The sequence below is a fragment of the Bacteroidota bacterium genome, assembly GCA_035506275.1.
Classification (GTDB): Bacteria; Bacteroidota; Ignavibacteria; order UBA10030; family UBA8401; genus JAGVPT01.
Genome location: DATJPT010000003.1, coordinates 152139 through 169332, shown reverse-complemented (window position 1 = coordinate 169332; position 17194 = coordinate 152139). Strand labels below are relative to the sequence as shown.

Below are 17194 nucleotides of genomic sequence, written 5' to 3'. Positions count from 1 at the left end.
GATAGTAATGGATTCCTCGGCTCAACCCTGCAATGAACGCCTCGTTGCAGAGGAACTCTTCTTCATCCGTACTATGACAAGTACTGTGCCAGCGGATTTCATCGATTTTCAGCGCGTTTACCTTCTGTTGGAATCTGTATTCGAAATGAGATGGCTGAAATCGTGCAGCTGAGTATATTGGTGCAGAGGAGGCTTCAGATCTTAAGCGCGGCGGTGGGACAAATTCTTTTTGTGGTCGGTGATGATTTCTCCATCCCTCATCAGCAGCGAAAGGTCCATTTCAATACGCTCCGCTCTTCCCCAGTCGCTCCAGTATACGCCTCGGGCCGGGAGAACGACAAGGTCGGCAACCTCCGGCGCGAGGATCTCGGCGCTAAAATTGACGGGTTCAATCGACGAAAAAATCCGACTGATCAGTTCGTTTTCGCATGCGAATCCGAGACCATCAGCAAGGGGCATGAACGATTCAAAGAATCGGGGGGTAATTCGCTTAATTTTTTCGAGCAACCCCGTCACCGTACCGATGATGACCATGGTGTTCCAGAATGATCGGGCTTTTGCCAGCACACAGGCTCTTTCGAAAGAGGGCTTTTCCCAGAACCGGCTAATGCGGTACAGCTCTATTCCTTCGGCGGAAGAAACTGCATCGGAAACCTGAATCCAGCCGTAATCCGTTTCAGGATACTGCGCTTCGGCGCCAAGCAAGACAATATCGCCCTCATGCTGCCGGATATGTCGAACGGCAGAATCGACGTGGACCATGAACTGCGAGTCTTCGCGGACGAAATGATCTGCCGGAAAAATCGCCGCCACTGCATTCGGATCACGCTCATAAATATGCAACAGGCCGAGAAGAATAGCCGGCCCGGTCTCTTTGTTCAGAGGCTGCTCGATGACGTTCGCATCGGGGACATCCTCGAGCTGACCCAAAGCGTACATTCTCTGACTGCTGCGGACCGTCACGAAAAGCCGATCCCGCTCGATACGGCTCCTGACACGCGCAATGGTAGTTGTCAGCATCGAGCGCGTGCCGCGAAAAGCGCAAAACTGTTTGGGCAGCTCGGAATTAAACCGGAGCCGGACGAACTCCCTCAACCTCTTTCCATCTCCACCCGCGAGTATCAGGCCCCAGACATTATCTGTGGGGGGTGTCATCATGTCGGCTTAGTGCGCTGCGATCAAACTCCCTTCCCCCTCAACGCTTCTCTTGTCGCTCAATATCATTGTCTGACCTTTTTGGATGTCTCGATTGAACCTCGGCGAGCCACAAGCTCGATGCCGTCGTCTCCCCGGTCATCTCGTCTTTGAATGTTATGGAGCGGATGACCGATGATCGACGAGAGATCCGTTTGCCCGAACAGCGAGTAAAGATTTTTCCTGCGACGGAGTTTGAACAGCGTCTTCAATCCTGGTTTTTTTGTTGCCGGAATCATCAGCAATCGTGAAGTTCTCGACAAGATGCCTGAGTGCATCGGTAAGCCGGCTGAGATCTCCTGCTGCATGTGCAATTTGCCGTGTGCCGATCGCCGACTCATTGGTGACGGTATTGATCTCTTCTACATTCTTTGAAATCTGCTCACTCGCACTCGATTGCTCCTCGCTCGCAGCCGCAATCTGAGAAATCATGTCCGTCACCTTTTGAGAGATCTCGACGATGTCCCGAAGTGAAGCCCCTGCTTTATCCGCGCGTTCAATACCTTCACTGACTTGTCTCGTCCCCTCCTCCATCGAAAGGACGGCACCTTTCGTTTCGCTCTGGATTTTCTTTATCATCGCGGCGATTTCCTTCGTCGCTTTTGTCGTCCGTTCTGCAAGCCTTCTCACCTCGTCTGCAACAACGGCAAACCCCCGTCCCTGTTCCCCTGCCCTGGCTGCTTCAATGGCGGCATTCAACGCCAAGAGATTCGTTTGATCGGCTATATCATCGATGACCCCGATGATCTCGCCGATCTGGTCGCCTGATTTTCCGAGTGTCCTGACTGTCTCCGCCGATTTGTTGACGACGCCGGCAATCCTTTTCATGCCGGCAACGGTCTCTTCGACAACAACGCCCCCCTGTTCTGCAGAGACCTTGGCCCGTTTAGCCGTTTCGGCCGCAGCGCTCGCGTTCTTCGAATTTCCAATGATGGTCTTTGTCATCTCTTCAACAGCCGATGCTACTTCCGACGACCGTTCCGCCTGGCGGCGCATCCCCTCGTCCATGCTCCCCGAATCAGCGGTAATGTGCTCAACTTGCTTCGAGATTTCGACGGTCATCCCGCGGATCTGCTCCACCGTCCCGCGCAATCCGGCGACAAGATGGTTGAGACTGTTGACAAGATGCCCTATTTCATCATTCGTTTTCTGTTCCAATTGAATCGTAAGGTCCCCGGTCGAGACCAACTCGATCCCGGAGAGGAGAGGCTGCAAGATTCTCATGATAAGACTCACGACAAGAACGCCCGTCAGCGAGAAAACAATACAGATCACGAGAGACCAGAAGACGGAATTCCGGGTATCGGAGCGGAGATTTTCAAGAGTGATCCCCGCCTGGACAGACCCGATCGCGGTCGAATCCCCCTGCCGGGCGAATACCGAACTTCTGAAGAGCGCGATGGCATTACCTGATCCGTCCGAAGTGTCGACCTCCGACGGTTCCTGCCGTTCAAGTTTTCCGGGAACTCCGGTGTCGATCCCGCGCCGCACGATGAGCCGGGAGTTTTGGTCGAAGAATGAAACGGACCGCACTTCTTTGTCCATGAACGCCGACTCCATGATCGACGTCAATTGGGTGGAGTCTGCCATGAGAACTCCGAGCCTGCCGTTGGAGGCGAGGCTTGTCACAACGGAGGAACCGTGTTTATGAAATTGGTCATTCCTCGAGGACCCGACGAGCAGGCTGAGGAGAATACTGAGCGTCACTGTCTGGAATACGACCACGCCCAGAATTGCGATTAGTAGCTGTGTTCGAAGTTTCACAGTTGCGCCTTTGCAATATTATCGGGATACGAATGTTACGCTTTCGCTTTGCTCGGCAGGGACGCGAGCGCCGAGCAACGTCGCAATTTTCTGATTCACGTACACAGTGAGTTTTCCACTCTCCATCTGAACGCTGCAAAGCGCGCCGGACGGGAGGAGGTCAGGATTCGGGATATACAAGGCTATTTTATCCAGAAGGGTTGTGGAACGAAGATACTCAAAGCCAATCCCCATCATCATATCGTCGCTACCTTTCGGAACCCACAGAACTTGGATCTTTTTTTCATTTAACAACCTTTTATAGATATCGGATATTTCACGGGGATTCTGCGGGAGACCGACAACGATTTGCATCCCCTGAGCAAGTCCGGCCCGCGTGATATCTTGAACATCCTTCTCGGACAATGTTGCTCCCATAACGCCGATGATCTTCACGTCCGGCTGCAAGATCTTGATCACGGCAATTTGCTGCCCGTATGACGGTTTTGACTGAGCTTCGATATGGTGAGCGCCGCTGAGGATCAGGCCAAACAACATGAGAGTGATCGTCGGATTCTTATGAACGTGCTTTCTTTTCATAGCATTGTATTCTGTTCTAATAGATGATGAGTGCAAAAAGAACTGGAGCTGGCGAGAGGACCACGCCCTTCCTCCGAAAGCCTATTCAAGAATCTCCGCAAGAGGCCGAGCTATGCGGTTTCTTCCACAGCATGCAATTCCTCTTTGAGAAGAACTTTTTCCAGGTCGAGCAAAATCAGCAGTCTGTCCTCCAGCTTTCCGACGGCTGTGATATAATCTGTTTCTATCCCCGCGACGATGGGGGGCGGCGGTTCCGTCACGCTTTTGGGAATACGGAGAACTTCGCTGACGGCATCGACAACAAACCCGACGACTTTTCCCTCCAATTCCACCACGACAATGCGCGTGTTCTTGTCTTTTTCCCGGCGCTCCATGCCGAACCGGCGGCGTAAGTCGATAATGGGGATCACCTTGCCGCGAAGATTGATCACGCCGTCGACGTACTCCGGAGCATTGGGGACTCTTGTGACCTCAAGCATTCTGTTTATTTCCTGGACCTTGAGGATATCGACGCCGAATTCCTCTTCGCCGATCTTGAAGCTTACAAGTTGAAGCAGTTCGTCGCCGGCCCCGCTGTTCTGCGCTTTGTTTCTGATATCGATCGTGTCCGTCATAATACTTCCTTAGTAAAGAGTTTTAATGTCCATTGTGCACCAGCTTCCCGTTATGACGGACGGCCAGGTTTGATTTGACATGCGGTTTCTCGACGCTCGCGGTGACGTTCTGTGGTGGGCTCACTGCCTTTTTCCCGGTAAGTCTGAATTTACCAAGCATCTGTTGTAGATTTTCCGTCAAACGATTCAGGTCTTCGGCCGCACGCGCGATCTGCTGAACGCCGGAAGCAGTCTGATTTGTGACAGTGCTGATCCCTTCGACATTTTTCGAAATTTGTTCGCTAGCGCTCGATTGTTGCTCGCTTGCAGCGGCGATCTGTGAAACCATGTCGGTCACCATTTGAGAGACCCTGACTATTTCGTTGAGCGATATTCCGGCTTTATCGGCAAGTTTGATCCCTTCGCCCACCTGCTGTGTCCCTTCGGTCATTGAAGCGACCGCGCCCCCAGTCTCTGACTGAATCGCCTTTATCATCCCTGCAATTTCTTTGGTGGCCTTTGTGGTCCGTTCCGCGAGTTTCCGAACTTCGTCGGCTACGACCGCAAATCCCCTCCCTTGCTCACCCGCACGGGCAGCTTCAATGGCCGCATTCAGCGCCAATAAGTTTGTCTGATCGGCGATATCGTCGATCACCCCGATAATTTCCCCTATTTGATCGCTCGATCTGCCCAGCGCTCTGACCGTCTCGCTGGATTTGTTGACCACTTCCGCGATACGCTTCATCCCGATAATTGTCTCTTGCACTACGGTTCCGCCAAGTTCAGCGGCATCCTTCGCCTGCTTTGCCGTGTCGGCGGTGGTTCCGGCATTCTTCGAGTTCTCCACAATCGTCTTTGTCATCTCCTCGACTGCACTCGCAACTTCGCTGGCTTGTGAGGTCTGCTCTTCGGCCCCCGCCGCCATCTCTTCAGTGCTGCTGTTGATCTGGCTCGTGGCACTCGCAATGGAGGCCGAGGCTTCCGTGAGACTCGTCAATATTTCTCTCAAATTGAGAGCCATGCGCGCAAAGGCGCCGGTCAGAACTCCAATTTCGTCGCTGGTGCGCTGAACGACATCGATGGTCAAATTGCCCTGAGAGATCTCCTCCGCATTTTCCACCAGCTCTGCGAGGCCCCGTTTTATGTAACGGGCAATAAGCAATCCAAGAAAGACTGCTAGCGATAAACCCACAATAAGGGAGCTAAGCACGATAATGGTAGCCTTCGATGTTGCATCATTATTTGCCTGGACTGCGGCCCCGGCACTTTGACGCTTGAGTTCAACCAGCTTCTCGATATCCGCCTCAATCGCATGAGCGGCATCGCGCGCATCGCCGACAAGAAACAGCGTTTTCGCTTCCTGCTTTTTCCCCGCCACTGCTAATGCGACAATTTTTTCCTGAAGAGGAAGAAAGATATTTCGAGCCTGGTCGTATTTTGCCATCGTCTCTTTCATCTCTTCGCTTGAAAGGCTTTTCCTGAATGAGGCGCCCAGAGAATCCATTTCTTTTGTCAGAGCGACCACAACATGCTGATCATGCTCGACCTCCCCGTCTTCGGTGACGAACATCAGGAACGCCAGATTTGCACGCACTCGCTGAAAGTCCTTTGCGATCCGTCCGATCTCTCCGACCGGCACTGTTTCATTCTGATAGAGCGATTCGGCGGAATCGTTCACGGCGTAGATTCCTCGTAATCCTGAATACGCGATGATGCACGCTACAACCGAGGCCACAGAAAATCCCAAGAGCAGTTTCGTCGATATTTTCAGATTATGGAACCATGCCATCGAAAGACACTCCAGATTCGTTAAGAATATTGTGATATATCATGAGCAGCACTTGCTTTCATCGGGGCTCCACCGCAGCAGCAGCTCCGCAAGAAGCCATTTCAAACGCTGAGGGAGCCGAGAAGAGAAACAATCGGCCGAACAGGAATCATCACTGGGCCCAAACTTCCCGTCCACGAGGCTCGCTCCGCAGAAGACGTCGGTGCTTGCACACTTGGCCTATGCTGCAGTTTTCATTACGGGCATGTGTGCGTCATCGGGCGATCCTTCGAAGAAATATTCGTCCTCTTCACTGTCGCCTTCAACGAAGAAATAACGGCAGTCATGGTAATGAGCCGTCCCTTCGTCTGTCCATAGATGCCCGCATTCAGGACATTGCTCGCGGCCGTCCACCGTCAGCACAAATTCCGAAACCACCTCTTCAGATTGCATCGTAACCTCCTTGTAATATGTCGTCGGACAACATGAGTTGAGTGCTCGTCATTCATCAGTGCGGGAAGAAACTTTGAATTTTCTTGCCTCTATTCCCAACGTCGTAAAGCATTCTTCTTTCGCATGCGTGAAAATCAATAAGCCTGCGAGATTCTCTCCTGCGCGAAGCCTCTTCTTGTTCCACTGGTATCCGTTCAATCGGATCTCACTATCATCCAGAAAAGCGTCCTTCGTGGACCATTTTTTGCCGCACATCGTGCACTGTTTGAACACCCCGGCGCTTGATGACCGGTCAACTGTCTTCTTGCTTGTTCTCATTGTCCATTAGCCGCGAATCATGATTCTTTTGTCGCTGCAATGCAAGAATTCAAAGCGCGTGCCAGCTGGGAATAATGGGCCGAAAGTGAAATACTTACGAAATCCTTAGAGTTTTTAGCGATATCGAAGAGGGGAAATGGAATAAAGGGGGGGGCAGGCTGGCGGTTATTAGCCACATGTCCAATAGTGCAACGAAAAAAACCTGCAAATCGCGAAGAGAGGATTGTTATGCTGCTTTGACTCCTTACCGGAAAAAAATCCAGCGTAGAGAATTACATCCCGCTGTCCAAGACTTCTCTGATCTTCAGCAGAACGTCTGCAGGCTTATAGGGCTTCTCGATGACATCATGAATTCCGAGCGCCATCAATTCGGATCTTTTCTCCGGCTCGATCAAGCCGGTCAGTAGAATAAACGGTACCGACGGGCTGATCGCTCTCACGCGGCGATAGACCTCTTCTCCGTTGATTTTAGGCAGGCCGAAGTCGGACAACACGAGAGCGATGTCGCCGAGATGGGCTGAATACTGCTCAACGCCTTCGACTCCGTTCACGGCGGTGATGACTGTATACCCTTTATCCTGCAGGAATTCCACAGACATGTCGCGAATATTTTCGTCATCGTCAATGAACAGGATCGTTTCATTCCCTCCGGTCACATTGTCAAGCCCTTGGTCGGCCGTTGGCAACGCGAATCCGGGGCCGTCCATTCCAGGCAAAAATATTCTGAATTCCGAGCCGACGCCGACACACGAATCTACCTCGATCAACCCGCGATGGCTTTCGATGATCGCATGCGCCACGGAGAGCCCGAGGCCGGTCCCCTTGCCGATATCTTTCGTCGTGAAAAACGGGTCGAAGATCCGCTTCAGGACTGATTCCTCAATTCCTTCTCCCGTATCACTGACGATGAGTTCCAAGTAGCGGTGAGCTTCCGCTTCCGGGTGTCTCAAACGCAAGTCAGCTCCAAGAACCATCTTCGTTTCGAGCCGCAGCTCTCCCCCTTTCGGCATGGCATCGCGGGCATTAGAGCAGAGGTTCAAAACAACTTGGTGAATTTGGTTGGCGTCCACGTTAATGAGAGGGAGAGACGGAGCGAGGTTCAGCCGTATTTCAATGGTTTCAGGGAAGGTTTCATCAATGAGCCGGGCCAATTCTTCAAGCATCTCGTTCATGTCAGTCGTTTTGCGCTGGAGCGCCGTTTTGCGCGCCAACGTCATCAGCTGTTTGACGACCTGCGTACCCCGTTCGGCCGATTTCAGAACGCGCGAGATCCGTTGCCGGACCTTTTCGACCTGATCCGGACGTTCCTCGATAAGGCTGGCGCTCCCTACGATGGTGTTGAGAATATTATTGAAATCGTGGGCAATGCCTGACGCCAAGGTACCGATGCCCTCCATTTTTTGCGCCTGAAATAACTGCTGTTCAAGCTCGGCCCGCCGCGCTTCGGCTTTCTTCTTGTCTGTAATGTCCTCCTTGACCGCGACGAAGTGAACAATGTTCCCTTCTTTGTCTACGATCGGGGAGATCGACGCCGATTCCCAGTAGAGATCCCCATTCTTTTTCCGATTACAGAATTCCCCTTGCCACACCTCTCCGGACAAAATCGTTTTCCATAAAGCCGCGTACTCTGCCTGTGGAGTCGCACCCGTCTTTAGAATGCTTGGACGGCGTCCTACCGCTTCATCGAGATTGTATTGGGTCACCTCGGTAAACTTGGGGTTGACGTATTCGATAACGCCGTTGATGTCCGTGATGACAACGGATGCTGGGCTTTGCTCGACCGCTCTCGAGAGTGTCCTCAATCTCTCCTCTGCTTCCATCTTGTCCGTGATGTCTTGCGAGACCGAGAGGAGACAGTCTTTCCCGCCCACGCTGACAATTCTCGCTCCATAGCTGCAGAAGAATGCCGTACCGTCTTTCCGATGCAGAACAAGTTGGATATCATCGACCGTGCCATTTTCCCTCAGTACCCGCGCAATACGATCCCTATCCATTTGAGAGATCAGACCGATCTCGGTTGAGCTTTTGCCTATGACCTCATCGCGGCTGAATCCGCAGAGTCTGACCGCAGTTTCATTGACTTCCAAAAATCTCCCCTCTTCAACGGACGAAAGGCTGACCATCAGGGGGGCAGCCTGAAATATTTTTTCGAATTTTTCGTTGCTTTCACGGAGAAGCTGTTCGCTATTGATTTGTTTGGAAATATCCCGGATAACCACTATCACTCCTGCGGGATAACCTCCTGGCCCCCTGAGGAGCGATCCGCTCATCTCAGACGGGAACGACGTTCCGTCGGTTCGGCGCAGGCGATGGCGTACATTCTGGATACTCCCCTTATCAAAAACTGTTCTCACCGTCCCCATCACGTCCTCCAGATCGGCGGGCTCGACGTAGTCGAGCGAGTTGCGTCCTACGCTTTCGGCTTCGGAGTGAAATCCGAACAGATGGACCGCGGCAGGATTCATCCTCACGACGTTAAGATCATTATCAAACTGGCTGATCGCGTCCGGCGACATTTCAAAGAGGAGGCGATATCTCTCGAGCGCATCGGAAAGCTCTTGCTCTTTGCGCTTCCGTTCGTTGATGTCGAGGAGAACGGAGACACGAACCATTTTCCCTTTCAACTTCATTGTGCGTGCGTGCGAATCTACCGGGAGGGTCGATCCGTCCTTCCGCAACAGCGAGTGCTCGTATTGCCCCACATAATTGTCGCGGATATGCTTCATGACCAGGGGACGATCCTCTGGAGCAATGAATCCGCTCACGGGGAGCCCAATCATCTCTTCCAGGTCATAACCCAGCATCTCGGCAAGACGCCGGTTGCCGTTCACAAAAACGCCGTTCTCAGAGAATCCGATGCCCTCCACCGCGGCATCCGCCAGTTGGCGGAATCGTTCTTCGCTTTCTCGGAGCCTTTCTTCCGCCTGCTTCCGCTCGGTGACGTCCCTCAGCACAACAAGAACCTGCTGACGTCCGTCCAGGACATATGTCGCCAGGGAAACTTCCATATCAAACATGGACCCGTCCGCTTTCAAGCCTCTCGTGATGTACGATGTTGGCGCATCAGCCATGCCTCCACGGCTCCTGACAAATTCGTCGATTCGCGAGCGTTCTTCCGGTGCGATAACACCGAGAATGGATTGTCCGATCAACTCCTTCGGCGAAGAAACTCCGAACAACCGGATAGCGGCGGCATTGCACTCTTCCCATACGCCGTTCACGTGGACTCCGATCGCTTCGCTTGAGTTGTCAAGGATGGCGCGAAGCTTGGTTTCACTCGCCGCCAATGTTTCCAACCATCGCTTCTTATCTGTGATGTCCTGAACCCATCCGATCGTATGAATTATGGTTCCATTCTTATCCCTGACCGGCGTGATGTGTGTGTCCGACCAAACAACTGCCCCGTCTTTCCGGACATAGCGCTGCTCCAGATGGAAGAGGGGGATGCTTCCGTTTCGCAACCGATCGCTCATTGCAAGGGACGGCTCCCAATCGTCCGGGTGGAGCAGGCCCTTTGGTCCGAGGCTCCGAATCTCCGCTTCAGTGTAACCGAGAAAATCCCTGTAGCGCTGGTTGGTCAGAAAGATCTCGCGTTCCTGGCCAAGGAAGGCGATCCCGATCGGGGACTCTTCAAAGAGTTTGCGGAACCTCTCTTCACTGAGGCGAACGTTCTCATCCGCTTGTTTCCGCGCCGTGACATCTTCTGAAAGCCCCAGGATATATTTTTCTCCCGCCACCTCGATCAACTCTGCGATAACTCTGACGTCTTTTATGCTGCCGTTCTTAGTCCGAAATCGAGATTCAAAGCGATCTGCCCTTCCGTTGGTGACAAGGTTGTGGACCATGTTGGCTCTGTCCCCCTCGTCAACCCACATTTTCAGCGCCAGCGGATCGCTCCCCAACACCTCTTCGCGTTCGTACTCCAATAACGAAAGGAATTCTTGATTGACGTCGAAGAATTTTCTGTCCGCCATCCTCGTCAGGCTCATACAAATTGGGTTAGCGTTAAAGACCGTTGCGAAACGCTGTTCACTTTCTCTCAATTCCCTTTCAGCACGAAGCTTCTCGGTGACATCAATTGCCAACGCGTGAACATACTCATTCTCATCCAATGAAACGAGCTCGAGCCAGCGGAGGATGTTCCTCGTCTCTCCCGATTTGGTTCGGAAGAGGCCGCTTGCCGAATGCACCCTTCCCTCAGTGTTCAGTTTCTTCAGCAGAGCGTCGCTATTTTCATCATCGGGATAGATTCCGAGTTCAGAGGCCGTGCGGCCGATAAGTTCCTCTCGGCTGTAGCCGCTCAAACGGATGAAACTGTCGTTGGCATCGACGGTTTTTCCGTTCGAGTACGAACTCACGACGATCGGAATGGGGCTGGAGTCGAAGAGTGCCCTGTACGCCGATTGAGAGTTCGAAATTCTCTTTGCGTTATGGGCCATCAGGCTGTGCCATAACAGAGCGGTCACGGCGACGAAAAGGAAACCCTTCACCGTAGAGAGAAGAGTGATGAGACTGGGGGTTGAGACGGTCCAGAAGAGCACGCGGTCGGAAAATCCTATCCAAAGACAGGAAAAGACCACATACATCAAGGTGTACCGGAAAATAGAGTACTTGCGAAAACTGCGGTAAGAGCCGGGGCGGAACTTTATGGTGGTATCCATCTTCTTATTTCCTCATCCCAGGACCACGAGATCACTCCCCCATCAGCGCTCGGTGATTCTTCCAGCTCCTCGAGATACGTCAGAGGTTCCGTTGTAGGATATTTTAGTTACTGTGCAAGGTAGTTTGAACCATTCTGATGAATTCCGTCGGATGGAAAGGTTTTTTTATCGCCTGCAAATGCTCTTCTTCCAACAGCTGAGTAATAACTTTATCCGACGTAAATCCGGAACAGAAAAACGCCTTAACGCCGTTGTTCATTTTTTTCAGCTCCATGTAGGTTTGTCCGCCGTCCATGCGGGGCATGACAAGGTCCAGAATGACGAGAGAGATTTCGCTCCCCCGTTGTTGGTACATCTCCACGGCTTCAACGCCGTCTTTCGCGACAAGGACTTTATAGCCGTTGTCCTCGAGCAATTCCCTCCCAAGCTCCTGCATCATCTCTTCGTCATCGACGAGAAGAATAAGCTCGCCGTGTCCCTCCGATGGAACAGCATCCGACACATTCGCGGCGGGTTCAAGAGAAGGGAGGTAGACCTTGAATGTTGTCCCTTCTCTTTCTGCGCTCTCGACGAGGATTGCGCCATGATGTTCTTTCACAATATTGTAGACGATCGACAATCCCAGACCGGTCCCTTTCCCCTGCTCTTTTGTCGTGAAGAACGGGTCAAAAATCTTCTCCCGGACCGCTTCCGACATCCCGATGCCGGTGTCGGAGACCGTCACCTCGACGCATCGAACGACGTCCGGCGGAAGAAGCCGGGGATTGACCTCTTCTCCCACTGTGCACGTACGGGCTGCGATGGTCAGCGTCCCGCCGCTCGGCATGGCATCGCGGGCGTTCACTGTCAAGTTCAACAGGACTTGATACAACGATCCTCGGTCTCCTTTCAGATGGAGAAGATCCTCCCCCAGAATCTTCTTCACCGTGATGGTCCGAGGGAATGTCTCGGAACAGAGATTTGTGATCTCGCCGATGAGCGGTCCGACATCAAATTCCGAGTCTTCGCGTTTTTTCCTCCTTGAAACCGAGAGGAGGTGCGAGGACAATTCGGCCCCGCGCGTGGCGGATTTTTCGATTGTTTCGGTATATTTTGCGACCTTCACGGGGTCGTGGGCATACTTCTTCAATTGCATGACAAATCCAAGAATATTGTTGAGAATGTTGTTAAAATCGTGAGCAATCCCTCCGGCCAGCGTGCCGATGCTCTCCATCTTTTGAGACTGACGCAGCTGCTCTTCGAGCAGCCGCCGTTCCGTGTCGTCGAACATGTACCCTTTGATCTGAACCAATTCGTCGTTTTCGTCGAAGATCCCGATTTCGTTCGAAACGAGATAGATCATTTTTCCGTCTTTTCTCCGGGCCGTCTCCTCGTGGTACTCAAGCTTTCGCTTTTTACGAAGGAGATCGATGAAATTCTCCCTGTCTTCGCGGGACAAATAAAACGACTCCGCATTCGTGTTCAGGACATCTTCGACCGAATCAAAACCGTAGATACGCGCAAAGGCCGGATTGCACGAGAGAATTTTTCCTTCAACGGTGCTGATAAAGTCTCCGGTGAGGTCGTCCTCAAAAAACTGGCGATACCGCTCTTCGCTCTGACGAAGCTGCTCCTCGGCCTTTTTTCTTTGGGTGATGTCTTGATTGACTCCGTATCGGCGGATGGTCCTTCCCTGTTCGTCTTTCACGATGAAAATGCTCGCCTCAAGGTAGCCAACGCCTCCGTCGGCGTACAGCATGCGATGTTCGAGATGATGATTCGTCTGATCTTCGGGTGATTTGCTTGCTTTTGCAATTTCGCGCAGTACGAACGGCGCATCATCGGGGTGGACAAAGCGGCGGACATATTCGGACGAAGGCATCGTGTAGCCCCCTGCTTCCTCTGCGGTCGTGTGAAAAACCTCGTAGAAATGGTCGTTGAAGGTATACATATCGCGGGCGATGTCGTATTCCCACGGGGCAAGTTTTGCGATCCTCATTGCATCGGAGAGGAGCGCTTCGTTCCTGCGCAGCCTCACTTCGGCCTCCCTCCGCTCGGTGACGTCGCGCGCAATGCCGAGGAGCTCTATCAACTCTCCGTTCTGCAGATGCCTCGTGACGATAAGCTCTGCATGGGTCGCGCCGCGATCCTTTGTTGTAATGCGCAATTCAGTGACGATGTTCGGTTCCCCCTTGACAATCCTGTGCAGTCGGTCGAGCGCTTTGGGAACGTCCTCCGCCACGAGCAGCTCTTCGAACGACCTTCCGACCCACTCGGCGGTCGGCCAGCCTGTGAACGTTTCGAACGAAGGGTTCAGGGAAGTAAATATTCCGTCAGGAGTCATCGTGAATATTACATCGCGGGCAGTGTTGATGAGCGTGGTGAGCCGCGCCTCGCTTTCCCTCAATGCCCTCTCCGTCAACCTTCGCTCTCTGCGGAGCCGGGCGTCGTCGATCTCCCGTTTCACGATCTGGGCAAGCCGCGCCAGTTTGTCTTTCATCAGATAGTCGTGCGCACCGAGCCTCATAATTTCCACGGCCGTTTCTTCATCCAGCGTCCCGGAGACGACAACGAACGGGATGTCCAGTTCTGCCCGTTGGACCACCTGCAAAGCTTCGAACGCATTGAACTGAGGCATCGTGTAATCGGACAAAATCAGATCCCATTTTTCGCCAACAAGAGACGCCTCCATCTGTGAACGCGTCTCGACTCTTTTGACATCGACCGTAAAATTCGCTTTCTCGAGCTGACGCACGATGAGCGCTGCATCGTTCTCAGAATCCTCAACCATGAGTATTCGAAGTGTGTTGTCCATGAGAGACCTCAAACGATTGGTGGCGGTTCGTTGATGACAAGCCAGTATAGGCCGAGGCTCTTTACCGCATCGGCGAACTGAGAAAAATCGACGGGCTTGGTGATATAACTGTTGACTCCCAGATCGTAGCTTGTTGCGAGATCGCGCTCTTCTTTGGAAGAAGTGAGCATGACGATCGGGAGACGGTGCGTCTTCTCGGCATGCCGTAAGCGCCGAAGCACTTCGAGCCCGTCGACCTTCGGTAATTTAAGGTCTAAGAGGATCAACGCGGGCATTTCCGTTGACATGCGCTGCTTGTATTTTCTTTCACAGAAGAGATAGTCAAGGGCATCCTGGCCGTCCTCGGCGACGACCAAGGTGTTGGTGATCCTTCCTTTTTCGAACGCACGCTTTGTCAGTTCGACGTCGCTTGGATTGTCTTCCACGAGCAGAATTGTTCTTGTGTTCATGCCGGTTCCTGTAAGGTGAAGAAGAACGTCGCCCCGTTTCCAACGGCCGCTTCGGCCCAGATCTCGCCCCGGTGGCGCCGGATGATCCTCTGGACCGTCGCGAGGCCAACGCCGGTCCCCGGAAACTCAGAATTCTTATGCATCCGCTGGAAGGCGCCGAACATTTTTTGGGCATAGGCCATGTCAAATCCTACGCCGTTGTCCTTGACGTAATATACGCGCCTCCCGTCCATATCTCTTTTCCCGAATTCCACTTTCGCCTCCGAGCGGTGTCCGGTAAACTTACAGGCGTTATCAAGAAGATTGGTCATGGCGATCTCAAGAAGATGCGCATCCCCGTCCACCAGCAATCCATCTTCTATGCTGAACTCGATCGAACGCGTACGGTGAAACTCTTGTAACCGCGCGGCGACCGTCCGGACGAGGGCGGAAATATTCAACCGCGTTAAAGAAATATCGGCCCGGGTCACCTTCGATAGCTGCAGGAGGTCGTCGATGAGCGCTCCCATGCGCTGCGCCTCGTTGCGAATCCGTACGACATATTCATTTGCCTTCGCGTCGAGCGCGGGCCCATAATCCTCGGCCAAAGCGAGGCTCCATCCGTCGATGCCGCGCAGAGGGGCGCGGAGGTCGTGAGAGACGGAATACGAAAATGCCTCGAGCTCCCGGTTAGCGCTTTCCAGTTCAGAGGTCCGGTCGCGCACTCTTCGCTCGAGCTCGGCGTTAAGGCTGCGGATTTCCGCCTCGGCTTCCTTGCGATCCGTAATATCCTGTATCGTTCCAACCATAGCTGTCAGCACGCCGCTTGTGTCGAAGCTCAGTTCCCCGCGCCCCCAAACCCAGCGGACGGCTCCGTCGTTTCTCCGCACGATCCGGTATTCCTTATCGAAGGGCTTTGCCGCACGAATCACCTCGTTGGTAAAATACCGGAGCATTTCCTCTCTTTCATCGGGATGAACAATATTCAACCAACCGTTAATGGTCCTGTCATCCTTAGGTCCGATGCCGAAGATGCTGTCAAGAACGCCGGAACTTGTCCAAGAATCTTTTCGGAAATCAAATGCATACGAGCCGATGTGCCCAACGCGCTGCGATTCCTGTATCCAGTATTCTCTTTCCCGTAATTCCGCTTCAGCCCTTTTTCGTTCAGTGATATCGCGCGAGATGGTCTGATAATAGACCGTCCCCTCAATGGTGATGACACGGGCGCTCACTTCGACGGGAAACGTGGTTCCGTCTTTCTTCTGATGCATCGATTCGTACGTGGCGCCGAGAAATAAATTGAGAAACCTCAGTTGTTCTGAAAACTGGTCTGCTCGCTCGGCCGCTTCCAACGTCGCCAGGTTCGATCCGATCAGCTCTTCTCGCAGGTAGCCATAGACCTCCATCGCCTTGTTATTTGCCTCTACGATCTTGAGGTCTTTGTCGGCGAGAATGATAATGTCGTTTGCGAATCGGACGAGATACTCGAAATGCTGGACGAGTGCGCGCCGCTCTTGTTCCGCCGACAATTGGGACCGGAAAAAGCGGACCCGCTGATGTCTCCACCAGAAGCCTGCGATCGCAAGGGTCGCGAGGATGAAAAGGACGCCGACCAGCGAATCCATCAATCCTTGTTGGCGGAGAATTTCGTCGACCTCATCCCGGTCTACTTTAGCAATGAAGTACCAGGAAGTACCGGGAACTTTTTTTACGGCAGCGATGACGTTGACGCCCCGATAGTCGATTCCGGAAACGGCCCCTTCGGCGCCGTTCACCGCAAGGGCAGCGGTGAGTTCTTTTGCCGACGCGGGCTTCCTCAACTGCATCGCAGGCCCTCGCAGATGACGGAGTTCGTTAAGATAAACCACTTCGTCCCCTTCCCTGCGGATCAGCAGCGATTCTGAAGTTCGGCTTTCCGACGGCCATGACCGGACCAGCGGAAAAAGATACGCCCGGGGATCTATATGGAAGAGATATGATCCTACCGGCCGTCCACCGGCCGAATCCCCCATGAGCAAGGGGACCACAAGATCGGCAGCAGGCTGTCCCGAATTTTCTTCGAGATGGAGATCGGATAGCACGACCTCTTTCTTCGTTAAGGATTCATCAATCAGTTCATGGTCCTCCTTCCCCACCTTTTTCCCAAACATGCCGTATGACAACCGAAGCCTGCCGGTGCTGTCATAAAGGCCGGCACCTGAATAGTCATTGTGCGTACACATGATCTTCACCCACTGAAGGATCTCTCCGGCTGAGCGCTCGTCGTCGAAGAAGGCCTTCGCCTGAACGGCGAATGCGCTGTTGTGGGCAATGATAAGGCCGTCCCCTTCGCGTTCAAGACGCCATCGTACAATCTGACCGACTTTGAGGTCTGCGATCGAAGAGAGCTCCGATTGGTGTTCACGGATATTCCAAGCCTCCTGATAACGATAATAGACGAGCGCTGCAGCGACGATCCCGACGACAATGGTAAGCAGTAAAATAGTTATTGTGAGCGGGAGCGATCGGATGACTTCCCATCCCCTTTGGAAAAATCCCATAGCCGCTGCAACAATACCCGCGGACTTTTCGCCTCTGTTATTTCCGTGACGCTCCATCACCGTTTGTCGTAGTGCAAAAATTCTTCCTTCGACCTTGAA

General features: G+C 53.0%; 11 protein-coding genes. All 11 read right to left on the bottom strand.

Annotation, left to right across the window (positions count from 1 at the left end; all coding sequences use genetic code 11):
- Positions 1 to 201: 201 nt before the first annotated feature.
- Positions 202 to 1158 (bottom strand): sugar phosphate nucleotidyltransferase, encoded by a 957-nt coding sequence (locus tag VMF88_02035; protein HTY09827.1) that lies wholly within the window; start codon positions 1156 to 1158, stop codon positions 202 to 204.
- Positions 1159 to 1311: 153 nt separating this feature from the next.
- Positions 1312 to 2958 carry a methyl-accepting chemotaxis protein gene (locus tag VMF88_02030; GenBank protein ID HTY09826.1) on the bottom strand — a complete coding sequence of 549 codons (1647 nt, stop codon included), beginning with the start codon at positions 2956 to 2958 and terminating at the stop codon, positions 1312 to 1314.
- Between the two features lie 18 nt (positions 2959 to 2976).
- The gene (locus VMF88_02025; protein ID HTY09825.1) at positions 2977 to 3537 is read right to left on the bottom strand and encodes a hypothetical protein; all 561 of its coding nucleotides are present in this window, start codon (positions 3535 to 3537) and stop codon (positions 2977 to 2979) included.
- 110 nt (positions 3538 to 3647) lie between these two features.
- Positions 3648 to 4151 carry a chemotaxis protein CheW gene (locus VMF88_02020; protein ID HTY09824.1) on the bottom strand — a complete coding sequence of 168 codons (504 nt, stop codon included), beginning with the start codon at positions 4149 to 4151 and terminating at the stop codon, positions 3648 to 3650.
- Positions 4152 to 4173: 22 nt separating this feature from the next.
- Complete coding sequence (locus VMF88_02015) at positions 4174 to 5919, bottom strand: methyl-accepting chemotaxis protein (protein HTY09823.1); 1746 nt, start codon at positions 5917 to 5919, stop codon at positions 4174 to 4176.
- Positions 5920 to 6138: 219 nt separating this feature from the next.
- Positions 6139 to 6351: a hypothetical protein gene (locus VMF88_02010; protein HTY09822.1), complete on the bottom strand. Its 213-nt coding sequence runs from the start codon at positions 6349 to 6351 to the stop codon at positions 6139 to 6141.
- A gap of 48 nt (positions 6352 to 6399) precedes the next feature.
- Positions 6400 to 6669, bottom strand: a complete 270-nt coding sequence (locus VMF88_02005; GenBank protein HTY09821.1) for a hypothetical protein — start codon at positions 6667 to 6669, stop codon at positions 6400 to 6402.
- A 272-nt stretch (positions 6670 to 6941) separates the two neighbouring features.
- Complete coding sequence (locus tag VMF88_02000) at positions 6942 to 11330, bottom strand: PAS domain S-box protein (protein ID HTY09820.1); 4389 nt, start codon at positions 11328 to 11330, stop codon at positions 6942 to 6944.
- 103 nt (positions 11331 to 11433) lie between these two features.
- On the bottom strand, positions 11434 to 14124 hold the full coding sequence (locus VMF88_01995) for a PAS domain S-box protein (protein HTY09819.1): 2691 nt from the start codon (positions 14122 to 14124) through the stop codon (positions 11434 to 11436).
- An 8-nt stretch (positions 14125 to 14132) separates the two neighbouring features.
- Positions 14133 to 14573: a response regulator gene (locus tag VMF88_01990; GenBank protein ID HTY09818.1), complete on the bottom strand. Its 441-nt coding sequence runs from the start codon at positions 14571 to 14573 to the stop codon at positions 14133 to 14135.
- Positions 14570 to 17095, bottom strand: coding sequence for a PAS domain S-box protein (locus tag VMF88_01985; protein ID HTY09817.1), 2526 nt, complete (start codon positions 17093 to 17095; stop codon positions 14570 to 14572). The genes VMF88_01990 and VMF88_01985 overlap by 4 nt, the downstream gene beginning before the upstream one ends.
- Between the last annotated feature and the right edge of the window lie 99 nt (positions 17096 to 17194).

Bases quoted from the DNA above. Each gene is read 5' to 3' on its own strand.
- VMF88_02025 (HTY09825.1), bottom strand. From the start codon at position 3,537: ATGAAAAGAAAGCACGTTCATAAGAATCCGACGATCACTCTCATGTTG.
- VMF88_02010 (HTY09822.1), bottom strand. From the start codon at position 6,351: ATGCAATCTGAAGAGGTGGTTTCGGAATTTGTGCTGACGGTGGACGGC.
- VMF88_02000 (HTY09820.1), bottom strand. From the start codon at position 11,330: ATGGATACCACCATAAAGTTCCGCCCCGGCTCTTACCGCAGTTTTCGC.
- VMF88_01985 (HTY09817.1), bottom strand. From the start codon at position 17,095: ATGGGATTTTTCCAAAGGGGATGGGAAGTCATCCGATCGCTCCCGCTC.
- VMF88_01990 (HTY09818.1), bottom strand. From the start codon at position 14,573: ATGAACACAAGAACAATTCTGCTCGTGGAAGACAATCCAAGCGACGTC.
- VMF88_02005 (HTY09821.1), bottom strand. From the start codon at position 6,669: ATGAGAACAAGCAAGAAGACAGTTGACCGGTCATCAAGCGCCGGGGTG.
- VMF88_01995 (HTY09819.1), bottom strand. From the start codon at position 14,124: ATGGACAACACACTTCGAATACTCATGGTTGAGGATTCTGAGAACGAT.
- VMF88_02020 (HTY09824.1), bottom strand. From the start codon at position 4,151: ATGACGGACACGATCGATATCAGAAACAAAGCGCAGAACAGCGGGGCC.
- VMF88_02035 (HTY09827.1), bottom strand. From the start codon at position 1,158: ATGATGACACCCCCCACAGATAATGTCTGGGGCCTGATACTCGCGGGT.
- VMF88_02015 (HTY09823.1), bottom strand. From the start codon at position 5,919: ATGGCATGGTTCCATAATCTGAAAATATCGACGAAACTGCTCTTGGGA.